Below are 19,184 nucleotides of genomic sequence, written 5' to 3'. Positions count from 1 at the left end.
GGTGCGGGGGGGGTTGGTATGGGGGGGTTTCCTGGGGTGGGTGGTGTTTTCACAAATCCCTTATACGCTTTGGTGAACGGGGCCCGGGGGGCGGGGCCCCCCCGGAACGGGTGGCCGCGCCCGGCGCGCGGGTCGGGCGACGTGCGGGACCGGGCCACCGGGCCCGATCCTCGGGTGCGCGGCCCGCGGTCGGTCGGAGGTGCCTGCTTACGTGGTCTTCAGGAGCGACCAGTTCTGCTGCGGCCGGCCGTTCGCCTGCTGCAGCTCCAGCAGCCAACCGCCGTAGTACCAGCGGGTGCTGAGCCCCAGCACGAGCGAGCCGCCGTCCGCGGTGACGGTGAACCCGCCCTCGACGGCGTCGAGCCGCCACTTCTGCGCGGCCGTGTCGGAACACGGCTGCTGGGCGACGTACTGACCGGCCACCGGGGCGCCGCCGAGCTGCAGGCACTTGCCGGAGCGCGCGGACTTGATCCGCAGCGCGCCGTTCCCGGCGTCCTCGAACTGCCACTTCTGGTTGGCGTAGCCGGTGCGCTGGTAGGCGATGGCCACGGTCCCGTCGTTCATCGAGCTGCCCCACAGGTCGGCGGCCTGCCCGGTCAGTCCGTTGACCATCGTGTAGCGCGTGCCCGGCTGCGGGCGGCCGGCGTCGGCGACCGTGCGGAAGGTGGCGGTGCGACCGGGCTTGCCGACCACGCCGGCGGCGTCGCGGACGGCCACGGCCACGGTGTACGAGGTGCCGGGGGCGAGGCGGACCACGCCGACCACCGTCGAGCGGACGGTGCCGATCGCCTGGCCGTTCAGCAGCACGTCGTAGCCGGCCGCGGCGGGTGCGGCGGTCCAGCTGAGCACGGCGGAATTCTGGGTGACCTGGCTGACGCTCACCGCGGGGCCGGTGTTGCCCGCCGTCGGGGTCGCGGTCGGCGTGGGGGTCGTGGTCGGGGTGGCGGTCGGGGTCGCGGTCGGCGACGGGGAGCCGGTCGGCGTGGGGGTGGTGCTGCCGGTGGGCGTCGGGGACGGCGAGGGCGTGCGGGTCGGCGTGCCGGTCGGAGTCGGGGTGGGCGTCGGGGTGGGCGTCGGGTCGGGGCCGCTTCCGCCACCGGCGATGAGGAAGCGGTTGCTGGCGACGTTCCAGTGCGTGGTGAGGTAACTGCCCGGCGACGGCGAGGTGTTGTAGTAGTCGTCGTGGTTGCAGTCGAGCCGGTCGTCATGGGCGCGGTCCGGGCAGACGGTCCGCATCTGCGGGTAGTCGGGGGCGTCCGAGTAGCACATCACGTCCCACTCGTCGACGCAGTGCCCGGCTTTGCTGGAGTTGGGCGCGCTGTTGTTCACCGCGCCCAGGTTGTGGCCGAGTTCGTGGGCGGCGGTGCTGCCGCTCCAGCACCCGGAGTCGGTCCGGCCGTACGAGGGACCGAAGTTGCTCAGGTTGTCCTGGCCGGGGCGCTCGTCGCCGGCGAAGGTGCCGATCCCGCAGTACACCTTGGCGTCGGTGAACATCATGTACTTGCGGTCCTTGCGGTTGAACCCCTGCGCGGCGAGGGCCCGGTTGCTCGCGTTGAAGTCCCGGATCTCGGCGTCGGAGATCTGCACGTTCAGCACCGAGGCGCTGCAGTCGGACTCGGTGACGAAGCGGACGTGCCGTTCGCCGCCGGTCTCCGCGGCGCTGGCGTTGTAGATGACGTCGACGTCGGCGGCCCACTTCTTGAACGAGGCGAGGTACTGGGCGAAGCGGTCGTTGCCCGGGCCGTGGACGTACACCACCTGGACGCGGTTGCCGCTGCTGCCGTCGCCCTCGCAGACCAGCTTCGACCCCGCGGGCGCGGCCGCTGCGGCCGGGGCGGCGTCCGCGGCGGTGCCGGAGCCGCCGAGCAGTGCCTTCTGCGTGGCGTCCAGGACGGGCGCGGAGCCCTTCAGCAGGTCGGCGGCGGCGGGTGCCTGGGCTCCGGCCGCGGGGGTGAGCGCGGGCGGCTGGGCGACAGGCGCCACGACCGGCGGGACGTCCTGGCGGATGTCCACGCCCTTGGGCGGCACGTCCGGGCCGTGGCTGCACTGGGTGCTGCCGGTGACCTCCAGTGTGCCGCCGCAGCGGTCGCTGCCCGGCAGGCTCAATCCGGCGTAGACCAGGCCGCGTTCGGGCTCGTCCTTGGGTATCGCCTTGAGCGGCGCGGCCTTCTGGTCCCGCTTCGGGGCGGGCGCCTGGGTGGCCCCCTCGGCGGTGCCGGTCTCCCCCGGTGCGCCGTCGTAGCCGACCAGCCCGGCCTGCGTCCCCGAACCGTCGACCCCGTCGGCCGCGGCCGTGACGGCGCCGTTCGGGGCCGTCGGCTCCAGCGCGGTGCGGATGCCGAGCGTTCCCGCCACCAGCCCTGCCGCCACCGCCGCGGCGACCAGGGCGCTCCTGCGGGTGAGCCTGCGGCGCTTGCGCCGGCGAAGCCCGGTGCTCCGGTGTCCCATCGCGTTCCTTTCCTCGTGCGATGACCCGGACCCCGTGGTGAGGGGGTCCGGGCCTTCCGACACTCCGGAGAGCACGGGGGACGTCCGGCGATAACAGAAACGTCTTGCGAAAACCTTCAGCGCGTTCGAATCGCGGGCGGCGGCGGCGCCGAGCATCGCGCGCGGCACGTCGCACGTGACGGCGAGCGTGTCCACTGCGGCCTGCTGCTGTTCGGCCGTCAGGTGGTTGTTCAGCCCGGGTGGTCCGGAGTCCGGCGACGGGCCGCGCCGTACGGCCGAGAGGTGATCCGGTCGGCGAAGTCAGTGCCTTCGCCGACCGGATCACCTCAGTGCTCAGCCGATCGGTGCTCGGTGCTCAGTGCTCGGTGCGCACCGGTCAGAAGATGATCTTCCAGCCGTCGATGCGGCCCGAGTCGGTGCGGTACATGTCCTGCACCCGGAGCCGCCAGGTGCCGTTGGAGGGCTGGGCGGAGGCGTCCACCGTGTAGGTCTCGATGACGTTGTCGCCCGAGTCGCCGATGTTGCTCTTCTTCAGCGGGTACACCGTGCCGTTCGGGCCGACCAGGTCGACGGCCAGGTCGCCGCGCCAGGTGTGCTTGATGTCCACGCTCACCTTGAGGTCGCTCGGCGCCTGGCCCAGGTTCCGGTCGACGACGATGTCGGAGAAGACCGCCGGGCCGCCGTCCGGGATCGGCAGGGGGGTGGTGTTCGCGAAGATGCCCGGGGAGACCCTCCAGGTGAACGTCGTCGCGAGGCTGCTGTGGTGGGAGGCCTTGGCGGTGACGGTGACCGTGTACGTGCCCGGGAGGGCCGGGACGCCGGTGACGCGGCCGGTGACCGGGTGGAGTGTCAGGCCCAGCGGGAGGCCGGTCGCGTGGTAGGTGACCATGCCGGGGTTGAAGTTGGTGGCCTCGATCCGGAGATCGGCGCCGGTGCCGATCGCGGTGATCTGGCTCGCGACGGGGTCCAGCAGGAGGCCGTCGACGACGCGCGGGCCGACGTTGATGGCCGCCCAGGCGTTGGCGGTGTTCTGGTACGTCGCGCTGGTCTTCCCGTACAGGTCGGCGGCGGCCTGCAGGGTGGCGGTGCGGGCCGCCGCGTAGTTGGTCGACGAGGTCATGTAGGTGGTCAGCGCCCGGTACCAGATCTTGGCGGCCGCGTCCCGGCCGATGGCGGTCACCGGCAGGCCGTCGGAGGTCGGGGAGTCGTAGGCCACGCCGTCGACGGTCTTGGCGCCGCTGCCCTCGGAGGCCAGGTAGAACCAGTGGTTGGCCGGGCCGGAGGAGTAGTGCACGTCGACGGAGCCGAGGTCGGACGACCAGGAGTCCCGGGACTTGCCGTCCTTGGAGGGCTTGTCCATGTAGCGCAGCGGGGTGCCGTTGCCCCTGATGTCGATCTTCTCGCCGACCAGGTAGTCGCCCTTGTCCTCGGGGTTGCCGGCCCAGAACTCGATGGCGGCGGCCATGATGTCCGAGGTGGCCTCGTTCAGGCCGCCGGACTCGCCGCTGTAGATCAGGTTCGCGGTGGCGGAGGTGACGCCGTGGGTCATCTCGTGGGCGCCGACGTCGATGGAGGTCAGCGGCTTGACGTTGCCCGCGCCGTCGCCGTAGGTCATGCAGAAGCAGCTGTCTGACCAGAACGCGTTGACGTAGTTCTTGCCGTAGTGGACCCGGGTGTAGGCGCCGACGCCGTCGTCCTTGATGCCGTTGCGGCCGTGGACGTTCTTGTAGTAGTCCCAGGTGAGTTGGGCGCCGTAGGCGGCGTCCACGGCGGCGGTCTCCCGGTTGGCGACGGTGCCGTCGCCCCAGGTGTCGGTCGGATTGGTGAACAGCTTCCTGGTGGAGGTGGTGCCGTTCAGGTCGTAGGTGCTGTGGCCGCCGCGGGTGTTGTCGGTCATCGCGAAGCCGCCGCCGGCCGCCGAGGTGCCGATGGTGACCTGGCCCGAGTACTTGCTGTTGCCGATGCCGGTCTCGACGCCCTGGTACTCGAAGATCTTCTTGCCGGAGTTGGCGTCGGTGATGACGTGCAGCTCGGACGGCGTGCCGTCCTCCTGCGTGCCGGTGACCACCGTCTCCCACGCGAGGCGCGGGGTGCCGGACGCGGCCCAGACCACCTTGCGGGCGCCATCGGCCGCCGGCTCCGCGACGTTCGCGCTGCCGGCGCTGTCGAGCGCGAGGCCCTTCGCCGCCTCGGCGCTCTCCTTGGCGGTGGTGTCGACGGCGATGTCCGCCTCGGTGGCCTTGGTGACGCCCTTCGTGGTGCCGTCCGCGGCGGTGTGGACGACCAGGTCGCCGCCGAGCACCGGCAGTCCGTCGAAGGTCCGCTCGTAGCGGGTGTGCACGCTGCCGTCGGCGTCCTTGGTGACGCCCTTGACGACCAGTGCCTCCTTCGCGTCCAGGTTCAGCGACCTCGCGGTCTGCGCCAGGGACGCGTCCGCCGAGGCCAGCAACTCGCCGCGCTGCTCCGGCGACAGCTGCACCGGCAGCGCGCCGGCGGTGACCCGGGCCTCGGCGGGGGCCTCGGTGGGGGTCTCGTCGGCGATGGCGACACCGGATGTCAGAACGGCCACGATCATCGCGGCGCCGGCTGTCAACGCGGCTGCGCCGGTGGTCTTTCGGGAGGATCGAGTCACACTGAACTCCTTCTGCGACGGCCGCGCGGGTACGGCCGGGTCAGCCGGGAGGGCAGGGATGGCGCCGCCCGGTAGAGCTGGTGGTTCGAGTGGGGGACAACCTCCACGTGATCACCGCAGCGAGTGGTGCGCGTGCGACTGCAAGGGCCGCTGCAGCGATGGGACGGTACAGTGCCACCTTTGTTGGAGACACGTCACCAGTGCGGCGACAAGTTGGCCGGAATGCTTCGCCATAGACGTAATGTCGAGGTAATCCGCCGTCAGAAGGCGGGTAATGCGGGGGAAAACAGAACGGAGCCGGGGACGGCTCCGCGCCGTCCCCGGCCTGTCCCTCCCGGAAGACCTACCCTCACGGAAGGTCCGGCGGCCCGCGTCACACGAGGGCGTAGGCCTCGGCCTGGCGGTCGATGAGGTGAGGGGTGATGCCGGCGAGCACCAGTCGCTGGTAGGGCGCGCTCTCCCGGTGCGCGACCAGCGCGTGCTCGTCCTCGTACTCGGCGAAGACGACGAAGGCGGCCTGGTCGCGCAGGGAGCGGACCACCCGGAAGGAGAGCACGCCGGGCTCGATGAGCGCGGCCTCGGTGACGGCGGGGAGCAGATCGGCGACGTGCTGCTGGGCGCCGGTGTCGGCGAGCCAGTCAGTGATCACGACGAGGGACACGACGGGTCCTTCCGGGGTGGTGCGGGACGGTCCTGGTGATGGGGGCGGTTCGGGCGGAGGGTCAGGGGATGGTGACGACGATCTTGCCGCGGCTGTGGCCGGCGGCGTTGAGGCGCTGGGCGTCGGCTGCCCGCTCCAAGGGGAATGTCGCCGCGACCTCGACAGTGAGCCGGCCGCTCTCGGCGAGGTCGGCCAGGACGGTGAGGTCGGCGGCGTCGGGGCGCACGAAGACGTAGCGACCGCCGAGGGCGAGGACGGCGCCGTCGGCGACGGAGGCGAGGCGGCCGCCTTCGGCGAGCAGCGCCGGCGAGATCCGGAGGGCTTCGCCGCCCACCAGGTCGAGTACGGCGTCGACGCCGCCCGGAGCCAGCGCGCGGACGCGCTCGGCCAGACCGTCGCCGTAGGCCACCGGCTCGGCCCCGAGACCGCGCAGGTAGTCGTGGTTGCGATCGCCGGCGGTGCCGATCACCCGGGCGCCGAGGGCGACGGCGATCTGGACGGCGAGTGAGCCGACCCCGCCGGCCGCCGCGTGGACCAGCACGGTCTCGCCCGGCTTGAGTTCCAGGGCGCGGGTCAGCGCCTGGTAGGCGGTGAGGCCCGCCAACGGCAGGCCGGCAGCCTGGACGAAGTCGAGCCTGGAGGGCTTGCGGGCGAGCGTGCGCACGGGCGCGGCGACGTACTCGGCGAAGGTGCCGCGGCGCACCATGTCCTCGCGGACGTAGCCGATCACCTCGTCGCCCGGCGCGAACTCGGTGACTCCGACGCCGACCCGCTCCACGACACCGGCGACGTCCCAGCCCGGGATCACGGGGAAGACCACGTCCAGCGCGCCGTCGAGGTAACCGGCCTGGATCTTCCAGTCGACCGGGTTGACCGACGCCGCCGCCACCCGGACCAGGACGGAGTCCGGGCCGAGCTTGGGCTCGGGCACGTCCCCGTACTCCAGGACGTCCGGTCCGCCGTAGCCGCGGTAGGTGATGGCCTTCATGGGTGGTGCTCCTCGCAAGAAGTGTTGAGTCACTCGATGGTTCATCTCATTAAGTAACGCAGAGACGGTAGGGCTGAACAGTTGAGGATGTCAAGTAATTCTTGACGGCGCCGTACGCCGGAACCCGCGGGCCACCCGGCTCCGCGTCGGCTCGCAGGTGGCACCCGGGTTCGTGCCCCGGTAGCCATGGGTAGGCAGAGATGCACCGAACGTGGGCGACAGGAGGGACCAGGATGAGCGGTCAGCCGGCAGGGACGACGGACGGCGGCGGTGCCCAGGGTGCGGCGCCGTACGACGAGGCCGATGTCATCTTCCACGGCGGTGAGATCGTGACGGCCGCCGCCGACTCCCAGGAGACCGACCCCCGCCCCGAGGCGGTGGCCCTCAAGGACGGTCTCATCGTCCACGTCGGCGACCACCAGGAGGCCGTCGACCGCTGGCGGGGACCGCGCACCCAGGTGCGCGACCTGGCCGGCCGCGCCCTGCTGCCCGGGTTCATCGACGCCCACGGCCACCTGGGCGGCATCGGGTTGCAGGCCACCCTCGCCAACCTGCTGGCCGACCCCGACGGCGACGTCACCGACATCGCCTCGCTCCAGGAGAAGCTGCGCGCCTGGGCGAAGAGCCCGGTGGGCGCCGCCTCCCAGTGGATCATCGGGTTCGGCTACGACGACGCGATGCTCGCCGAAGGCCGCCACCCCACCCGCGAGGACCTGGACAAGGTGTCCACCACCCGGCCGGTGCTGGCCATCCACCAGTCCTTCCACCTCGGGGCGGTGAACGGCCGCGGCCTGCGGGAACTGGGCTACACCAGGGCCACCGCCGACCCGGACGGCGGCGTCATCCGCCGCCGAACCGGCCCCATCGCTCGACCGTTCGGCGAACCCAATGGCGTGCTGGAGGAGACCGCCTTCAACCCGGCCTCCGAAAAGGCCACCGCCGGCCTGCCGTTGACCGCGCTGGCCGCCCTCTTCAGCAAGGGCGTCGCCTCGGCCGCGAGCTTCGGCTTCACGACCGTCCAGGAGGGCGGTGCCACGCTGAAGAACCTCAAGGCCCTGCGGGACGCCGCCGCCCTCGTACCGTTCAAGATCGACGTCGTCGCCTACGCGCGGGCCGACGAGGCGACGGCCTCACCGGAGGAGGACCCGGTCGGCGCGAGCCAGGACTACGAGCGGGGCGTGCGGGCGGCCGGCGTGAAGATGTACCTGGACGGGTCCCCGCAGGGCCGGACGGCCTGGCTCACCGAGCCCTACAAGGAGCGGCCGGAGGGTACGCCCGAGGGCTACCGCGGCTACCCCACCGTCGAAGACCCCAAGGTCGTCCTCGACCAGGTGCGCACCGCGTACGCCAAGGGCTGGCAGGTGCTGGCGCACGTCAACGGGGACGCCGCGATCGACCAGTTCGTCGAGGCGGTCGCGACCGCCGCCGAGGAGGCCGGACCCGGCGACCGGCGGACGGTGGCGATCCACGCCCAGACCGCCCGCGAGGACCAGATCGACGACTTCGCCCGCCTGGGCGTCATCCCGTCCTTCTTCTCCATGCACACCTACTACTGGGGCGACTGGTACCGCAAGACCGTCCTCGGCGAGGAGCGGGCCGCGACCATCTCCCCCGCCCAATGGGCCGTCGACCGGCAGATGGTCTACACCTCGCACCACGACGCGCCGGTGGCCCTGCCCAACTCGATCGCCATCCTCTCCAGCCAGGTCACCCGTCGCACCCGCACCGACCAGGTCGTCCTCGGGCCCGAGCAGTGCGTGTCGGCCCTCGACGCGGTCAAGTCCGTCACCATCCACGCCGCCCACCAGTACTTCGAGCAGGACCGCAAGGGCAGCATCGAGGTCGGCAAGCTCGCCGATCTGGTGATCCTCTCCGCGAACCCGCTGACGGTCCCGCCGGAGGAGATCAAGGACATCAAGGTCGCCGAGACCATCAAGAGGGGAACCACCATCCACACCGCCGACGCGAACTCCGACGACCCCGAGCCCGGGATCGAAGCCCCGACCGACTACCAGTGGCACGGCTGCTGCTGACGGTCCCGCAGTCACAGACGCTTTCCGCGCTGCGGCCGCCCTGGGACTCTGCCCCGAGGCGGCCGCACCACGCCGGCCGTGGACGTCGGCCGGGAGTGTGCCGCCGAGCGGCAGACACCTCGCCGGCCGCAGCGAGGAGCACGCCGAGCAGCACCTCGACCAGGGTGGACCCGCCGACCCCGTTGGGGGTGGGAGTCAGCGGGTGAGGACGTGGCCGTCCCGGGGTCGGTGGTCGCGGGAGCGGCGCAGGTCGGTGGTGACGTAGGTGCGCTGCAACCAGCGGTCCGCTCCGTCGTAGCGCGGCCGGAAGGCGGTGCGGCCGTGGACGGTGACGCGGTTGTCGATGACGACCAGGTCGCCGGGGGTCAGGCGCAGGGTGCGGGCGGTCGCCTCGCAGGCGCGGCCGAACTCGGCCAGCGCGGCGGTGGCCCGAGGGGTGAGCGGCGTGGTGACGAGCTGGGCCATGCGGATGTCGGGGTCCTCGGCCGCGCCGGACAGCACCGGCCGGGGTTCGGCCTGGGCCTCGCTCGTGGCGTCGGGGCCGAAGGACGGCGGTGGTGCGGTGAGGAACTCCGGTGCGAACAGGGCCTCACGGCCGGCCGGGGTGAGCAGCGGCAGCGCTTGGCGGATGCCGGCGACGCGCATGCCGGCGATCCCGTCGTGATCGGCGCGCAGGCACAGGAAGACCACGTAGTCGGGCGGGTGGGGGTGGAAGCCGTTCTCGCTGTGGAAGGAGAGCGGCACCGACCCGGCGTTGCCGTGGAAGGACTCCTGCCCGGGCACCGGCACGACGTCCTGCACGAGGGCGCCGGACTTCTCGGCCAGGTAGGCGAATGGCTCGCCGAGCCCGCAGGCCACCATGGTGAGCAGCGCGGCTGGGACGGTGACCCGCCGCTGGACCGAGCCGGAGACGGAGGGGGTGGCGGGCAGCGTCGCCCGGTCGACGGGCAGGCCGCCGATCACCAGGGTGCCGTGCGGGCCGGACTGCCGGCGGAACCCGCGTACCGCGCGGCGCAGTGGCAGCGGGAGTTCGTCCCAGGCGTCCCGGGCCCGGTCCACCCACTGGGGGTCGTCGACCTGGTCGTCTCCGCCGGTGCACAGGGTGCGGGCCAGGCGCTCACACACGTCCGTGTCGGCCGGGTCCAGAGTCCAGTCGGCGGTGACGGCGGTGTGCTGCGTGGTGCCGGACATCAGGTCTCCTACCGGGAGTGCGAACGGTGGGCGCGCGGACTCAGGAATGGCGCAGGCCGGCCACGGCGTCGGCGATGTAGTGGTCGCCGAAGCGGATCAGCGGGGCGTACTGGGCGGCGCGGCGGTGGCGCATGAGCCGGAGTTCGGCGACGGCGTTGTCGGGGCCTTCGGGCCGCTGGGCGATGGAGCGACGCAGGTGGACCATCGAGTAGGCGAGGGTGACGTGCCGTTCGGCGTCCACGATGTCGGCTTCCAGCAGGGCACCGCGCGCATCGGCCAACTCCGGAGACCAGTCGGCCAGTTGATCGTAGGAGTCGGGCAGCACCGTCAGGAGGTCCTTCATCGCGGCCCGGAACAGCTTGTAGCCCCGGTGCTGGCGCCCGCTGAGCGGGATGTCCGTCGACGGCGGTGCCATGGTCTGTCGGATCGCCGCCATGTAGTGGTCGACCGGGATCGTACTGGCGTGGTTCATCGCCGCCGGGAAGCCGCGTACGTACACCGTCGCGTCCGCCAGCCGGGCCAGTGCGGCGTCGGCGCCGCCGTGCCGCAGGTGGCGGGTGGCGTCGGCCACGGCGACGGCCGCGCAGATGTTGAACAGGACGTGGACCTGGTGCCCGATGAGCCAGCGAGCGCTCCACACGCTCTCCAGTGACGGGCCCGATCCGGGTTCGGACACGGCCGCCAGTGGGGCGGGCTCGGGACCGGCGCCGGGCACCGTGCCGGTGAGGTCGAGCACCGCCAGTCGCATCCCGGCCGTCTCCTGCGCCAGGTCGGCGCCCGACAGCGGCGCTTCGCACAGGTCCGCCAGACCGCGGTGGATGACCAAGGCGCCATGCAGGGCCGCCTGTTGATCCGACAGCTCCACCTCACGGACCCGGAAGTACGACTGGCTCGTCGACTCCGCCGGAACGTCCTCGCCTGCCACCGCCGGAGCCAGGTCCGACAGCGCGGCCACCAGCTCCCCCGCCGTCGCGGCGGCCCGCCACAGCGTGGCACTCCGCTCGACGGGCCCGGCATGGGTCGCCACCCCGGCCAGCACGCGGGCGGTCCGCCGCGCTTCGACGTCGACTTCCGGGCCCAGCGCCGGAGAAGGCCGCCCGGCCCGGGGTTCGCGGAAGACAGCGACGGCAGGGTGATCGGCAATCGAAGGCAAGCCCATGGTTGACATGGTTCGCCAGAAACATGCCACCCGAAACCTTGCTGTGCGGGTACTTCCGTGCCGGGAGCCGGAGTTGACCGATTCGACCGGCGTCGGCGCGGAGATCGCCGATCGCGACGATGCCTCCCGGCGGGCCGGGGGGCGAATTGCCGGAGCGGGCGCACGACTTCGCGGCCGGGCAGCGCGTCGTGCAGCGGGCCGCCGCGGCTCCCGCCCGGGCAGTGCCTCGTTCCCCGCGCTTCATCGACCGCGGCCCCGGGGCATCCGTACGGCGTCCCGCCCTGGTGGGAAAAACAGCGTGGGGAGGCCTGGCGTTCCTGGTCGAGCTGATGGGCTGGACCCTGCTGTCCGCCGCGCGAGGGGCCAGGAGCCTGTGCCCACCGGTGCGGCCCTGCGGCTCCTCCGCCTCGCCGACGCTTCCCGGTCGAGCCCGCCAGGCAGAAGGCACGGGCCGGCGCCCGGGCGGTCCCGGCGTCCCGGCGTCCCGGCGTCCCACAACACCGTTTCCAGCACGTGGTCGGAGCGAGCGGCCCCACGCCCCTCGCATCCCTCACGTCCCGCCAGGCGGCTGGTGTTCAAACGGCTGTCACCCGATCAGGTGAACGCCTGCCAAGATTCGGGCCCATGTGATGCCAGCTGGGTGAATCGTTGCCTCCGCCGGACATGGACGCGTACCTGCCAGGGTGCGGTCCGCTCCGGCGCATCCGTGTTGTGCAGTGCGAGCGAGGGGATTTCCCGCCATGGCGCCTTCGACCACTCCCGGTCTGGTGTGGGCTTCGCCGTTCGGCCTCGGGGGAGGCACCACGTTCAACCCCGCGGTGGTGCCGAACGCGGACGACCGCCTGTCGGTCTTCGTGCGGGGCAACGGCCCCGATCTGTACGTCAAGTCGCAGAAGCGCGACTGGAGCTGGGAAGCGAACTGGACCCGGATCGCCGGCGCGATCGGCAATGTCGCGGGTACGCCCGCCGCCGTGCGCGGCCCCGACGGCATCGTCAACGTGGTCTGGCGCGGCCCCGACGACGGCGTGTGGGCGCTGCGGCAGAACGTGATCAACAGCAGCGGCTACGTGGTGTCGCGGATCGCCTCGGACGCGGCGTCGGACCCGGCGGCGGTCCTGAACGCGGACGGCCGCGTCTCGGTGTTCTACAACGGCACCGACCGGGCCCTGTGGCACGTCCACCAGACGGACGTGGACTACGCCTCCTGGGATCCGGCCGAGAGCCTGGGCGGCGACACGCTGGCGAACAACGTGCTCGCCCCGGCCGCGGCCCTCGGCGGTGACGGCCGGGTCCAGGTCTTCGTCCACGGCGCGAACGACGAGGTCTGGGGCATCAGCGAGAAGGACCCGGACAGCACCGACAACTGGACCAACTACTTCCCCGTCTCCGCACGCAACGCGGGGGTCGTCGGCAGCCCCACCGCCGTCACCGACGCCGACCGCCGGATCCGCGTGTTCTGGCGGGCCGGCACCACCGGCTTCCACGCTGTCCAGCCCGCCGGCTACGGCACCTCCTACACCACGCCGGGCACCACCCAGGGCACCATCGTCGAGGCCCCGGTGGCGATCCTGGCGATGGACGGCCGCCTGGAGGTCTTCGTCGTGGCCACCGACCGCAGCCTGTACGTCTGTGAGCAGAAGCAACCCGACACCGACGCCTTCGCCGACGCCGCACCGCTGGGCGGTCACGTCGCGGGACTGCCCGTCCCCGCCAGGTACCACGACAACCGCCTCCTGGTCCCCCACCGAGGCTCCGACAACGGTATCTGGGCCTACCAGCAGATCTTCACCTGACACCCCGGCAATGGGGGCGGCCCCGGCCCCGGTCTGGGACCGGGGCCGGGGCCGGGGGACGATCGGACTATCCGCAGTTCTCGTCGATCTTGTACTGGAGCGCCCTCGGGTAGTCGTGCCGGCTGAGCCGGACGCGGACCAGGATCGGCGCGTGGTTGATGTCGTTGCCGGGGTCGGCGATGTCCTGCAGGAGCGCGTCGAGTTCGGCGTGGGTGGTGATCTCGTACCCGTGCATCCGGTCCTTGTCCGTGCCGAACACCTCGGCCAGCTTCTCGTACCGCCACGGGTGCAGGACGTTGTAGAAGTCGGCTCCGTCGGACGGCCTGTCCTTGTAGTAGCAGGGGCTGATCAGCATCTGCTCGATGCCGTAGAAGCCCTCGTTGTCCAGGACGAACACCACCGGCCGCAGGTGGTGGCGCACCTGGGTGGACAGTTCCTGGCAGATCTCCTGGAACGAACCGTCCCCGACGAACACCAGCGGGCGCTTCAGGGGCTGCTGCCGGCCCAGTGCCACGCCGGTGGCCGCGCCGACCGAGTAGCCGATGGACAGCCAGCTGTTCTGCGCCAGGAAGCCGGCCCGCTCGGTGATCCGCAGGTTCATCGAGCCGAGCAGCGCGAACGCCGCGTCCGAGACCACCGTGAAGGGCGAGGGGGCCTGCGGGTCCCCGCCGGTGGCCTGGTGCTCCAGGAAGAAGTTGACGTGCTCGAAGAAGCTGTCGTAGGTCAGCTCCTCCGGGTACCGGTCGGTGCTCAGCGAGTCGAGGAAGTCGGCCGTGCTGGCCGGGACGTCCAGGCCCGCCGCGTGGGCCAGCGCGAAGTGGTCGGCGGGGAAGGTCTGTCCCGCCAGGGCCTCGCGCAACGCGCGGATGAACCGGCCGAGTTGGACCTCGGGGAAGTAGGTGGCGCCGACGCTGACGCCCTCGCGGGCGGCCACGATCCAGTCGTCGCCGATGGACTGCTCGCCAGCGAGGTTCTTGGACGTGGACCAGGTTCCCAGGCCGATCCGGCACCCCGCGTTCTTGAAGGCCGCCCGGATCTCCGGCAGGCTCGCCCTGCCGTTGTAGACGCCGGCGAACAGCGGGTTCCGTTCCGACACCACGGACTTCGCGCCGACCGTGGTGCAGAACTGCATCCGGGTGGCCTGCACGAACTCCAGCAGCTCGTTCTCCAGCCGCCGGCGGACCAGTTCCTCCCCGGCCCAGACGATCGGTGTGCCGAGCTTCCTGATGAGCTCCACCGATGCCGTGACGGCCTTCTCCAGCATGTCCTTGTTCCGCTTGGTGAACGCCCGCTCGTGAGCGCGGAGTTCGCCCTGAGGGGGCTCGCACGGGGCGTGCCAGAGGTCCTCCATGACCTCCAGGTAGACCGGTTTGCGCTCGGTCAGGCACGCGGTGATCGCGCTGTCGATCTGCGAGGGCGCGAGCCCCGGGTTGGAGAGCACCTGTGCGTCCACCGTGACCTGCCGGTAGACGTTCAGGTTGCTCTCTCGGCGCGGGCTCATGTGCGAGGTGAGCAGGCCGACCGCCTGGTAGTTGAGCCACTGCTCGTACGAGGGCGCCGCGTTGATCGCGATCAGCGGCACGTCCTCGACGTACGCGCCGCCGATGGTGTTGAGCAGGCTGAACGCGCCCACCCCGTAGGTCACGGCGACGGCACCGACACCCAGGTCGGCCTTGTCCGGGTCGGCGTCGGCGGTCCGCACCCGGGCGTAGGCGTCCGCGGCGTAGCCGCCGCCCATCTCGGTCGGGGTGCCGATCCAGCGCACGCCGGTGGTGTCCTGCATGATCGTCAGGAACGGGCCGAGGAAGTCCCCCGGCACCCCGAACAGGTACCGGATGCCCAACTGGTCCAGCCTGGTGGCCAGGTAGCGGGCCACCGTCCATTCGTCGTCGCCGCTCACCGGCTCATCGCCTCCTGTTCCTGTCGGCCTTCCCTACGGGCCAGCGCCTCGGGCCGGATCTCCTGCTGAGCCGGAGGCGGCGGCGGTGGCGCCTCGTGGACGGCGATGGCCGCCCGGACGGCGGTCTCCACCGAGCCCTCGATCCAGGCGTGCTTGAGCGAGACGTGCTCGCCGGCGAAGTGCACCGGGCCCTCCGGCTTGACCACGTCGAGGTGGAAGCTGGTCATCTGGTGCGGGGTGTACACCGCCGCCTCGCCGAAGGCGTACGGGTCGCGCAGCCAGCTCTGGGTCTTTCCGTAGCCGGTGTAGAACACCTCGATCCGGCGGCCGTGCACCGTCTGGAGGTTGCGCAGCGCGTAGACGTACCGCTCGTCGTCCTCCATGGAGTCCCAGCGCACCGCGTCGTCCGACCAGCTGTAGCTGGCCAGCACCACCCCTCCCCCGTCGCCGCCGGGCACCGGGTGCGAGGGGTAGTACATGAAGCGGTTCGGGTTGTCGGTGGTCGAGCCGCCGCCGAAGCAGTCGGTGGCGGGGCGCACGCTCGCCCGGAGCAGCGGGGTGTGCCGGTAGACCTCGCGCTGGCCCTGGCTGATCCGGCGCTCGTCCACGCTCGCGTGGGCGCCGAGCAGCACCTCCGGCAGGTTGCGCGGGGGCCGGTGGCCGTTGTGGGCGGCGGCGACGGCCGCCTCGGCGTCGTCCTCACCGGCCCGCTGGTAGTACTCGTACAGTCCGGGGGCGATGGAGTCGAGTTCGGCCTTCCAGTCCGCCTCGGTGAACTCCCACCAGCGGCGGGAGAACTCCAGCAGCACCTTGGTGGCCTGGTCGTAGTGGGTCTCGATGATCGCCCGGCGCTTCTTGTAGGAGAACGGGGGCGTCACCTGGACGAACCGCAGGGCGGAGAACGGGACCGTGACGATCGCGAAGTCGCCCTTCCAGACGGTGGGTTCGGCCTCCGGGTCGTCCTCGGGGACGGTCTGGACGGCGACCTGCGGCCCGATCGGGCCGACGTTGCGGGCGCCCCCGCCGTCCCGACGCGAGTCCCAGTACTCCATCCGGATCATCCGCTCGCCCATCCGCAGCTCCTCCCGGAGCTCCTCGGCGAGCACGTGGGGCAGCTTCCAGCTGCCGCCCGCGATCTCCCAGTAGGTGGCGTTCGGGTTGATGTCGCTGCGGCCCAGGAAGGTGTGGAAGAAGGCCAGGTGCAGCCGCGAGGTCATGTTCTCGATCGTGCCGATCGCCTCGATGGCCTCGTCGCTGAAGCCCGCGTACTCGCGCAGGAAGCGGCCCATCGAGTAGCCGTCGAAGTCGCGGACCACCCGGGCCCAGCCGTCCAGCCACTCGGCGAACGGCTTGTTCACCCGTTTGCCGTCCCTGATCACCGAGTAGTAGTCGCGGACGGGCTCCAGCGCCTGGTTGACCATGTCGGCGGCGGTGATCCGCGCCTCGTCGCCGGTGAGGTGGAAGCCCTCGTTGATACAGCTGGGGTCGGCGGCGTACTCGCGGCGGCGGGCCTGGATCCGGTTGGTGCGGATCCAGGAGTCGAAGCGCTTGGCCGGCTCGCGGAAGTCCGGGCTGTCCGCGCCGTACTTCCAGGTCTTGCCGGGCTCGAAGGACTCGTAGACCACCGGCGGGACGGGCGCGTTCTGGTTGCCGGTGTCCGGATCGACGTCGACGTTGAAGAACAGCTGCCGGTCCAGGCCGAGCCTGTCGACGAGCGCCAGGGTGAGCGGGTGGAAGCTGGGCAGCCGCATCGCCCCGGCCTCCGCGTACTGCTCCGGGTCGTAGAACGGTCCGTCGGACTCGTCGTCGGTGGTGCGGAAGGTCTTGATCCGCCCGCCCACCCGGCTGGCGTTGGCCTCCAGGATCGTGACCTTGTGCCCGGCGTCCTTGAGCAGCTTCCCGGCGACCAGGCCGGCGATGCCCGCTCCGACGATCAGCACGTCCTTGGGCTCGTCCGTCGGCGGGATGCCGTCCTTGATCAGGACGTCGAGGTAGCGCAGTTTCAGGTCCTCGTCGTCCGGACCGACCAGGAGCAGCTCGCGGGCCAGCTGCTGGCAGGTCTGCCAGCGGGCACGGTCCTTGGGCGTGCCCTCGATGGTGGGGTTCTCGCTCATGGCTTCTCCTCGCCACTCAGGAGCTGATCGACTTGTTGGGAAGGTCGTTGCCCTCGGCGAGCAGCCGCAGCGTGGTGATCGAGGGGGTGAAGGCGTGGAGCGCGACCGTGGTGTGGGCGAAGCGCTTCATGTCGACCGTGCCGTGGGTGCCATCCGCGAGCTCGTACACGGATGATGCGGTCGCCATCGATCACAAAAGGTGACGAATTGGACACTTAACGTAGACTCGCCGCCGCCATGGACCCTGTCAACCGGAGGTCGGCCCCTCGACGGATGGCCCGCCCGCAACACACCGCGTGGGGGTGCGGCGCGGAGCACGGTGCACCCCCACCCTCACCGCCGTCAGGCGCCGCCCGGGCCGGAATCGGCGGACGGCGCCCGACGGAGCGAAGCGCCACGACGGAACGAAGCGCTACGACGGAACGGAGCTCAGCGCGGTGACGAGTTCCCGCCTACCGGAGATCGAGAGCTTCCGGTACACGCTGGACAGGTGGAACTCGACGGTCCGGACCGTCAGGCAGGTCATCTGCGCGATGTGCCGGTTGCTGTGTCCGGCGCGGGCCAGGTAGGCGATCTTCTCCTCCTGCCGGGTGAGCTTCGAGGTGCCGGCAGGCTCCTGGAGGCGCTCCAGGGCGAAGCGGATGCGGTCCTGCCAGAAGGCGTTGCGGCACTCGTGCGCCACCATGGCCGCCTCGACGAGCCGCCTGCGCCCCTCTGCCACCTCCCGTCGCCGGATCTGCATCGTGCCGAGGTCGTAGAGGGCCTGCATGAACTCGGTGCGCGCATGGCCCTGGGCCAGCAGCGCCACGGCCTCCTTGAGCACGGCGACCGAGGTGTCGTCCCGGCGTGCCACTCCCACGGCGTGCAGGGCGATGCCGATGCCGCGCGGCGATCCCCACTTCCTCGCCGCGATGAGCTCCTCCTCGGCGAGGGCGAGCGCCAGGTCGTACCGGCGGATGCCCAGCGCCCCGAACACGGCCCTCGAACGCCAGGGGATCACCGCCGGGTTGACCACGAAGCAGGTGTCGAGGACCCAGCCGCAGGCCATGTAGTCGTCGATGGCGTGCCGGAACTGCCCGCCGGCCATGTGGAGGGCTCCACGGGCGGCCAGGATGTGCGCACGGTCCGGCAGGTCGGGGTCCAGCGGGCCGGCCAGCTTCCTGTCGAGCAGCACCTGGTGTGCTCGGTCGAGTTCGCCGAGGTGGACCAGCGACTCGATCAGCCAGGCGACCGCGAGACAGGTCGACTGCGTCGACGTACCGCGATTGAGCATGGTCTGGAGCATGTCCGCGGCCCGGAAGGACTTTCCCGCGAGCAGGCTGCTCCGCGCCTGGAGCAGCGTGAGCAGTTCCCGGCACACGACCGAGCCCGACCATGCGGGATCGTCCTGGAGCCGCCGGCACCGCGCGTCGGCGGAGTCGAGGTCTCCGGCGTAGAGCAGGGCCAGGATCGCGAGCCAGGTGCGGTGCGGGTTCCTGTGCGGCTCCGCCGCGTCGAGCACCCATTTGGCCTGCTCGTTGACCATCACGCGGTCGACTCCGCGATTCGCGAACTCGATGGTGCTCAGGGCGAGACTCAACTCGTCGGGCGGCAGCAGGGCGCGGTCTTCGGTGAGGGAGATTCCCGGAACGTAGGTGTTCGCCACGGTCCTGGCCGTGAGAAACGCGGGGGGCCCGTCGGCTCTCGCGTCGGTCTGTGTGGTTGGGCACTTCCTATCGTCTCCGGCCATTTCTGCCACCCCCATAGCTGACGAATGGTGCCACTGCACGACACGATGCGGACGGGGCCGCGCCGGGCGGAGAGAAGGGGAACGGTTCGGCGGAACGGGGCGGTCACGACATGACTCCGTGGCTACCGGCGCCGGCAGGAGATCCGGCAGTGGAGTCGATCAACGGTGTCGTGAGGCTGCCACCCCGCCCTTGGGCAAACCCTCTTGCCGAGAACGGTCCCTGGTTCCGAGAGCTCCGCACGGTGACTCTCTCCCGATACCGGACCGATCGGTCCGCATCCCAATCCGGAACGTTATCACACGATCGAGCTTCCGTTAAAAAGTGAAGTACCGAGCGGGGCGTCGCGCGGACTCGACCGTCGACCGGCAGCCGGCGATGCGACACCTGCTCCCTTCGTGCACCCGTGCATGACGGACCCTCGCAGCCGGTCCCGGTGTCCGCAAGAGGGCACTCCGGGCCTCCGACGGGACACTCCCGCGGGGAGGGGCCGGGAATCTGGTGGAGACCCGTAGGGACAACGCGGCGGCTCCCGGTC

General features: G+C 71.3%; 12 protein-coding genes. 2 read left to right on the top strand and 10 right to left on the bottom strand.

What is annotated here, in order from left to right; translation table 11 throughout:
* Nucleotides 1-207 precede the first annotated feature (207 nt).
* From ACFWP2_RS24385 to ACFWP2_RS24370, 4 genes are all read right to left on the bottom strand, one after another.
* The gene (locus ACFWP2_RS24385; RefSeq protein WP_380454860.1) at nt 208-2,448 is read right to left on the bottom strand and encodes an RICIN domain-containing protein; all 2,241 of its coding nucleotides are present in this window, start codon (nt 2,446-2,448) and stop codon (nt 208-210) included.
* A gap of 376 nt (nt 2,449-2,824) precedes the next feature.
* Nucleotides 2,825-5,023 carry a M4 family metallopeptidase gene (locus ACFWP2_RS24380; RefSeq protein WP_380454868.1) on the bottom strand — a complete coding sequence of 733 codons (2,199 nt, stop codon included), beginning with the start codon at nt 5,021-5,023 and terminating at the stop codon, nt 2,825-2,827.
* A gap of 430 nt (nt 5,024-5,453) precedes the next feature.
* Nucleotides 5,454-5,741, bottom strand: coding sequence for an antibiotic biosynthesis monooxygenase family protein (locus tag ACFWP2_RS24375; protein WP_380454858.1), 288 nt, complete (start codon nt 5,739-5,741; stop codon nt 5,454-5,456).
* Between the two features lie 61 nt (nt 5,742-5,802).
* Nucleotides 5,803-6,729 (bottom strand): NADP-dependent oxidoreductase, encoded by a 927-nt coding sequence (locus ACFWP2_RS24370; protein WP_380454856.1) that lies wholly within the window; start codon nt 6,727-6,729, stop codon nt 5,803-5,805.
* Between the two features lie 233 nt (nt 6,730-6,962).
* Here ACFWP2_RS24370 and ACFWP2_RS24365 point away from each other — a divergent pair, with 233 nt between their 5' ends.
* Nucleotides 6,963-8,762: an amidohydrolase gene (locus ACFWP2_RS24365; RefSeq protein WP_380454854.1), complete on the top strand. Its 1,800-nt coding sequence runs from the start codon at nt 6,963-6,965 to the stop codon at nt 8,760-8,762.
* A 195-nt stretch (nt 8,763-8,957) separates the two neighbouring features.
* Here the strand turns inward: ACFWP2_RS24365 and ACFWP2_RS24360 are convergent, their stop codons facing one another.
* Entirely contained in the window at nt 8,958-9,953 is a 996-nt protein-coding gene (locus ACFWP2_RS24360) for a TauD/TfdA family dioxygenase (protein ID WP_380454852.1), read from the bottom strand.
* Nucleotides 9,954-9,993: 40 nt separating this feature from the next.
* The gene (locus tag ACFWP2_RS24355) at nt 9,994-10,980 is read right to left on the bottom strand and encodes a hypothetical protein (protein WP_380454850.1); all 987 of its coding nucleotides are present in this window, start codon (nt 10,978-10,980) and stop codon (nt 9,994-9,996) included.
* Nucleotides 10,981-11,852: 872 nt separating this feature from the next.
* Between ACFWP2_RS24355 and ACFWP2_RS24350 the strand changes: the two genes are divergently transcribed.
* On the top strand, nt 11,853-12,905 hold the full coding sequence (locus ACFWP2_RS24350) for a hypothetical protein (RefSeq protein ID WP_380454848.1): 1,053 nt from the start codon (nt 11,853-11,855) through the stop codon (nt 12,903-12,905).
* A gap of 67 nt (nt 12,906-12,972) precedes the next feature.
* Here ACFWP2_RS24350 and ACFWP2_RS24345 read toward each other — a convergent pair whose 3' ends face one another.
* The 4 genes from ACFWP2_RS24345 to ACFWP2_RS24330 all read right to left on the bottom strand — a co-directional run bounded on the left by ACFWP2_RS24345 (nt 12,973) and on the right by ACFWP2_RS24330 (nt 18,564).
* Nucleotides 12,973-14,805, bottom strand: coding sequence for an alpha-keto acid decarboxylase family protein (locus ACFWP2_RS24345; RefSeq protein WP_380454846.1), 1,833 nt, complete (start codon nt 14,803-14,805; stop codon nt 12,973-12,975).
* Nucleotides 14,802-16,919 (bottom strand): flavin monoamine oxidase family protein, encoded by a 2,118-nt coding sequence (locus ACFWP2_RS24340; RefSeq protein ID WP_380454844.1) that lies wholly within the window; start codon nt 16,917-16,919, stop codon nt 14,802-14,804. The genes ACFWP2_RS24345 and ACFWP2_RS24340 overlap by 4 nt, the downstream gene beginning before the upstream one ends.
* Nucleotides 16,920-16,935: 16 nt before the next feature.
* Nucleotides 16,936-17,106, bottom strand: a complete 171-nt coding sequence (locus tag ACFWP2_RS24335) for a hypothetical protein (RefSeq protein WP_380454842.1) — start codon at nt 17,104-17,106, stop codon at nt 16,936-16,938.
* Nucleotides 17,107-17,331: 225 nt separating this feature from the next.
* Nucleotides 17,332-18,564, bottom strand: a complete 1,233-nt coding sequence (locus ACFWP2_RS24330; RefSeq protein WP_380454840.1) for a LuxR C-terminal-related transcriptional regulator — start codon at nt 18,562-18,564, stop codon at nt 17,332-17,334.
* Nucleotides 18,565-19,184: the final 620 nt, after the last annotated feature.

This window comes from Kitasatospora sp. NPDC058444 (assembly GCF_042721415.1).
GTDB lineage: Bacteria > Actinomycetota > Actinomycetes > Streptomycetales > Streptomycetaceae > Kitasatospora.
The sequence above is the reverse complement of the archived record's forward strand: the minus strand, read 5'-3'. Positions and strand labels throughout refer to the sequence as shown.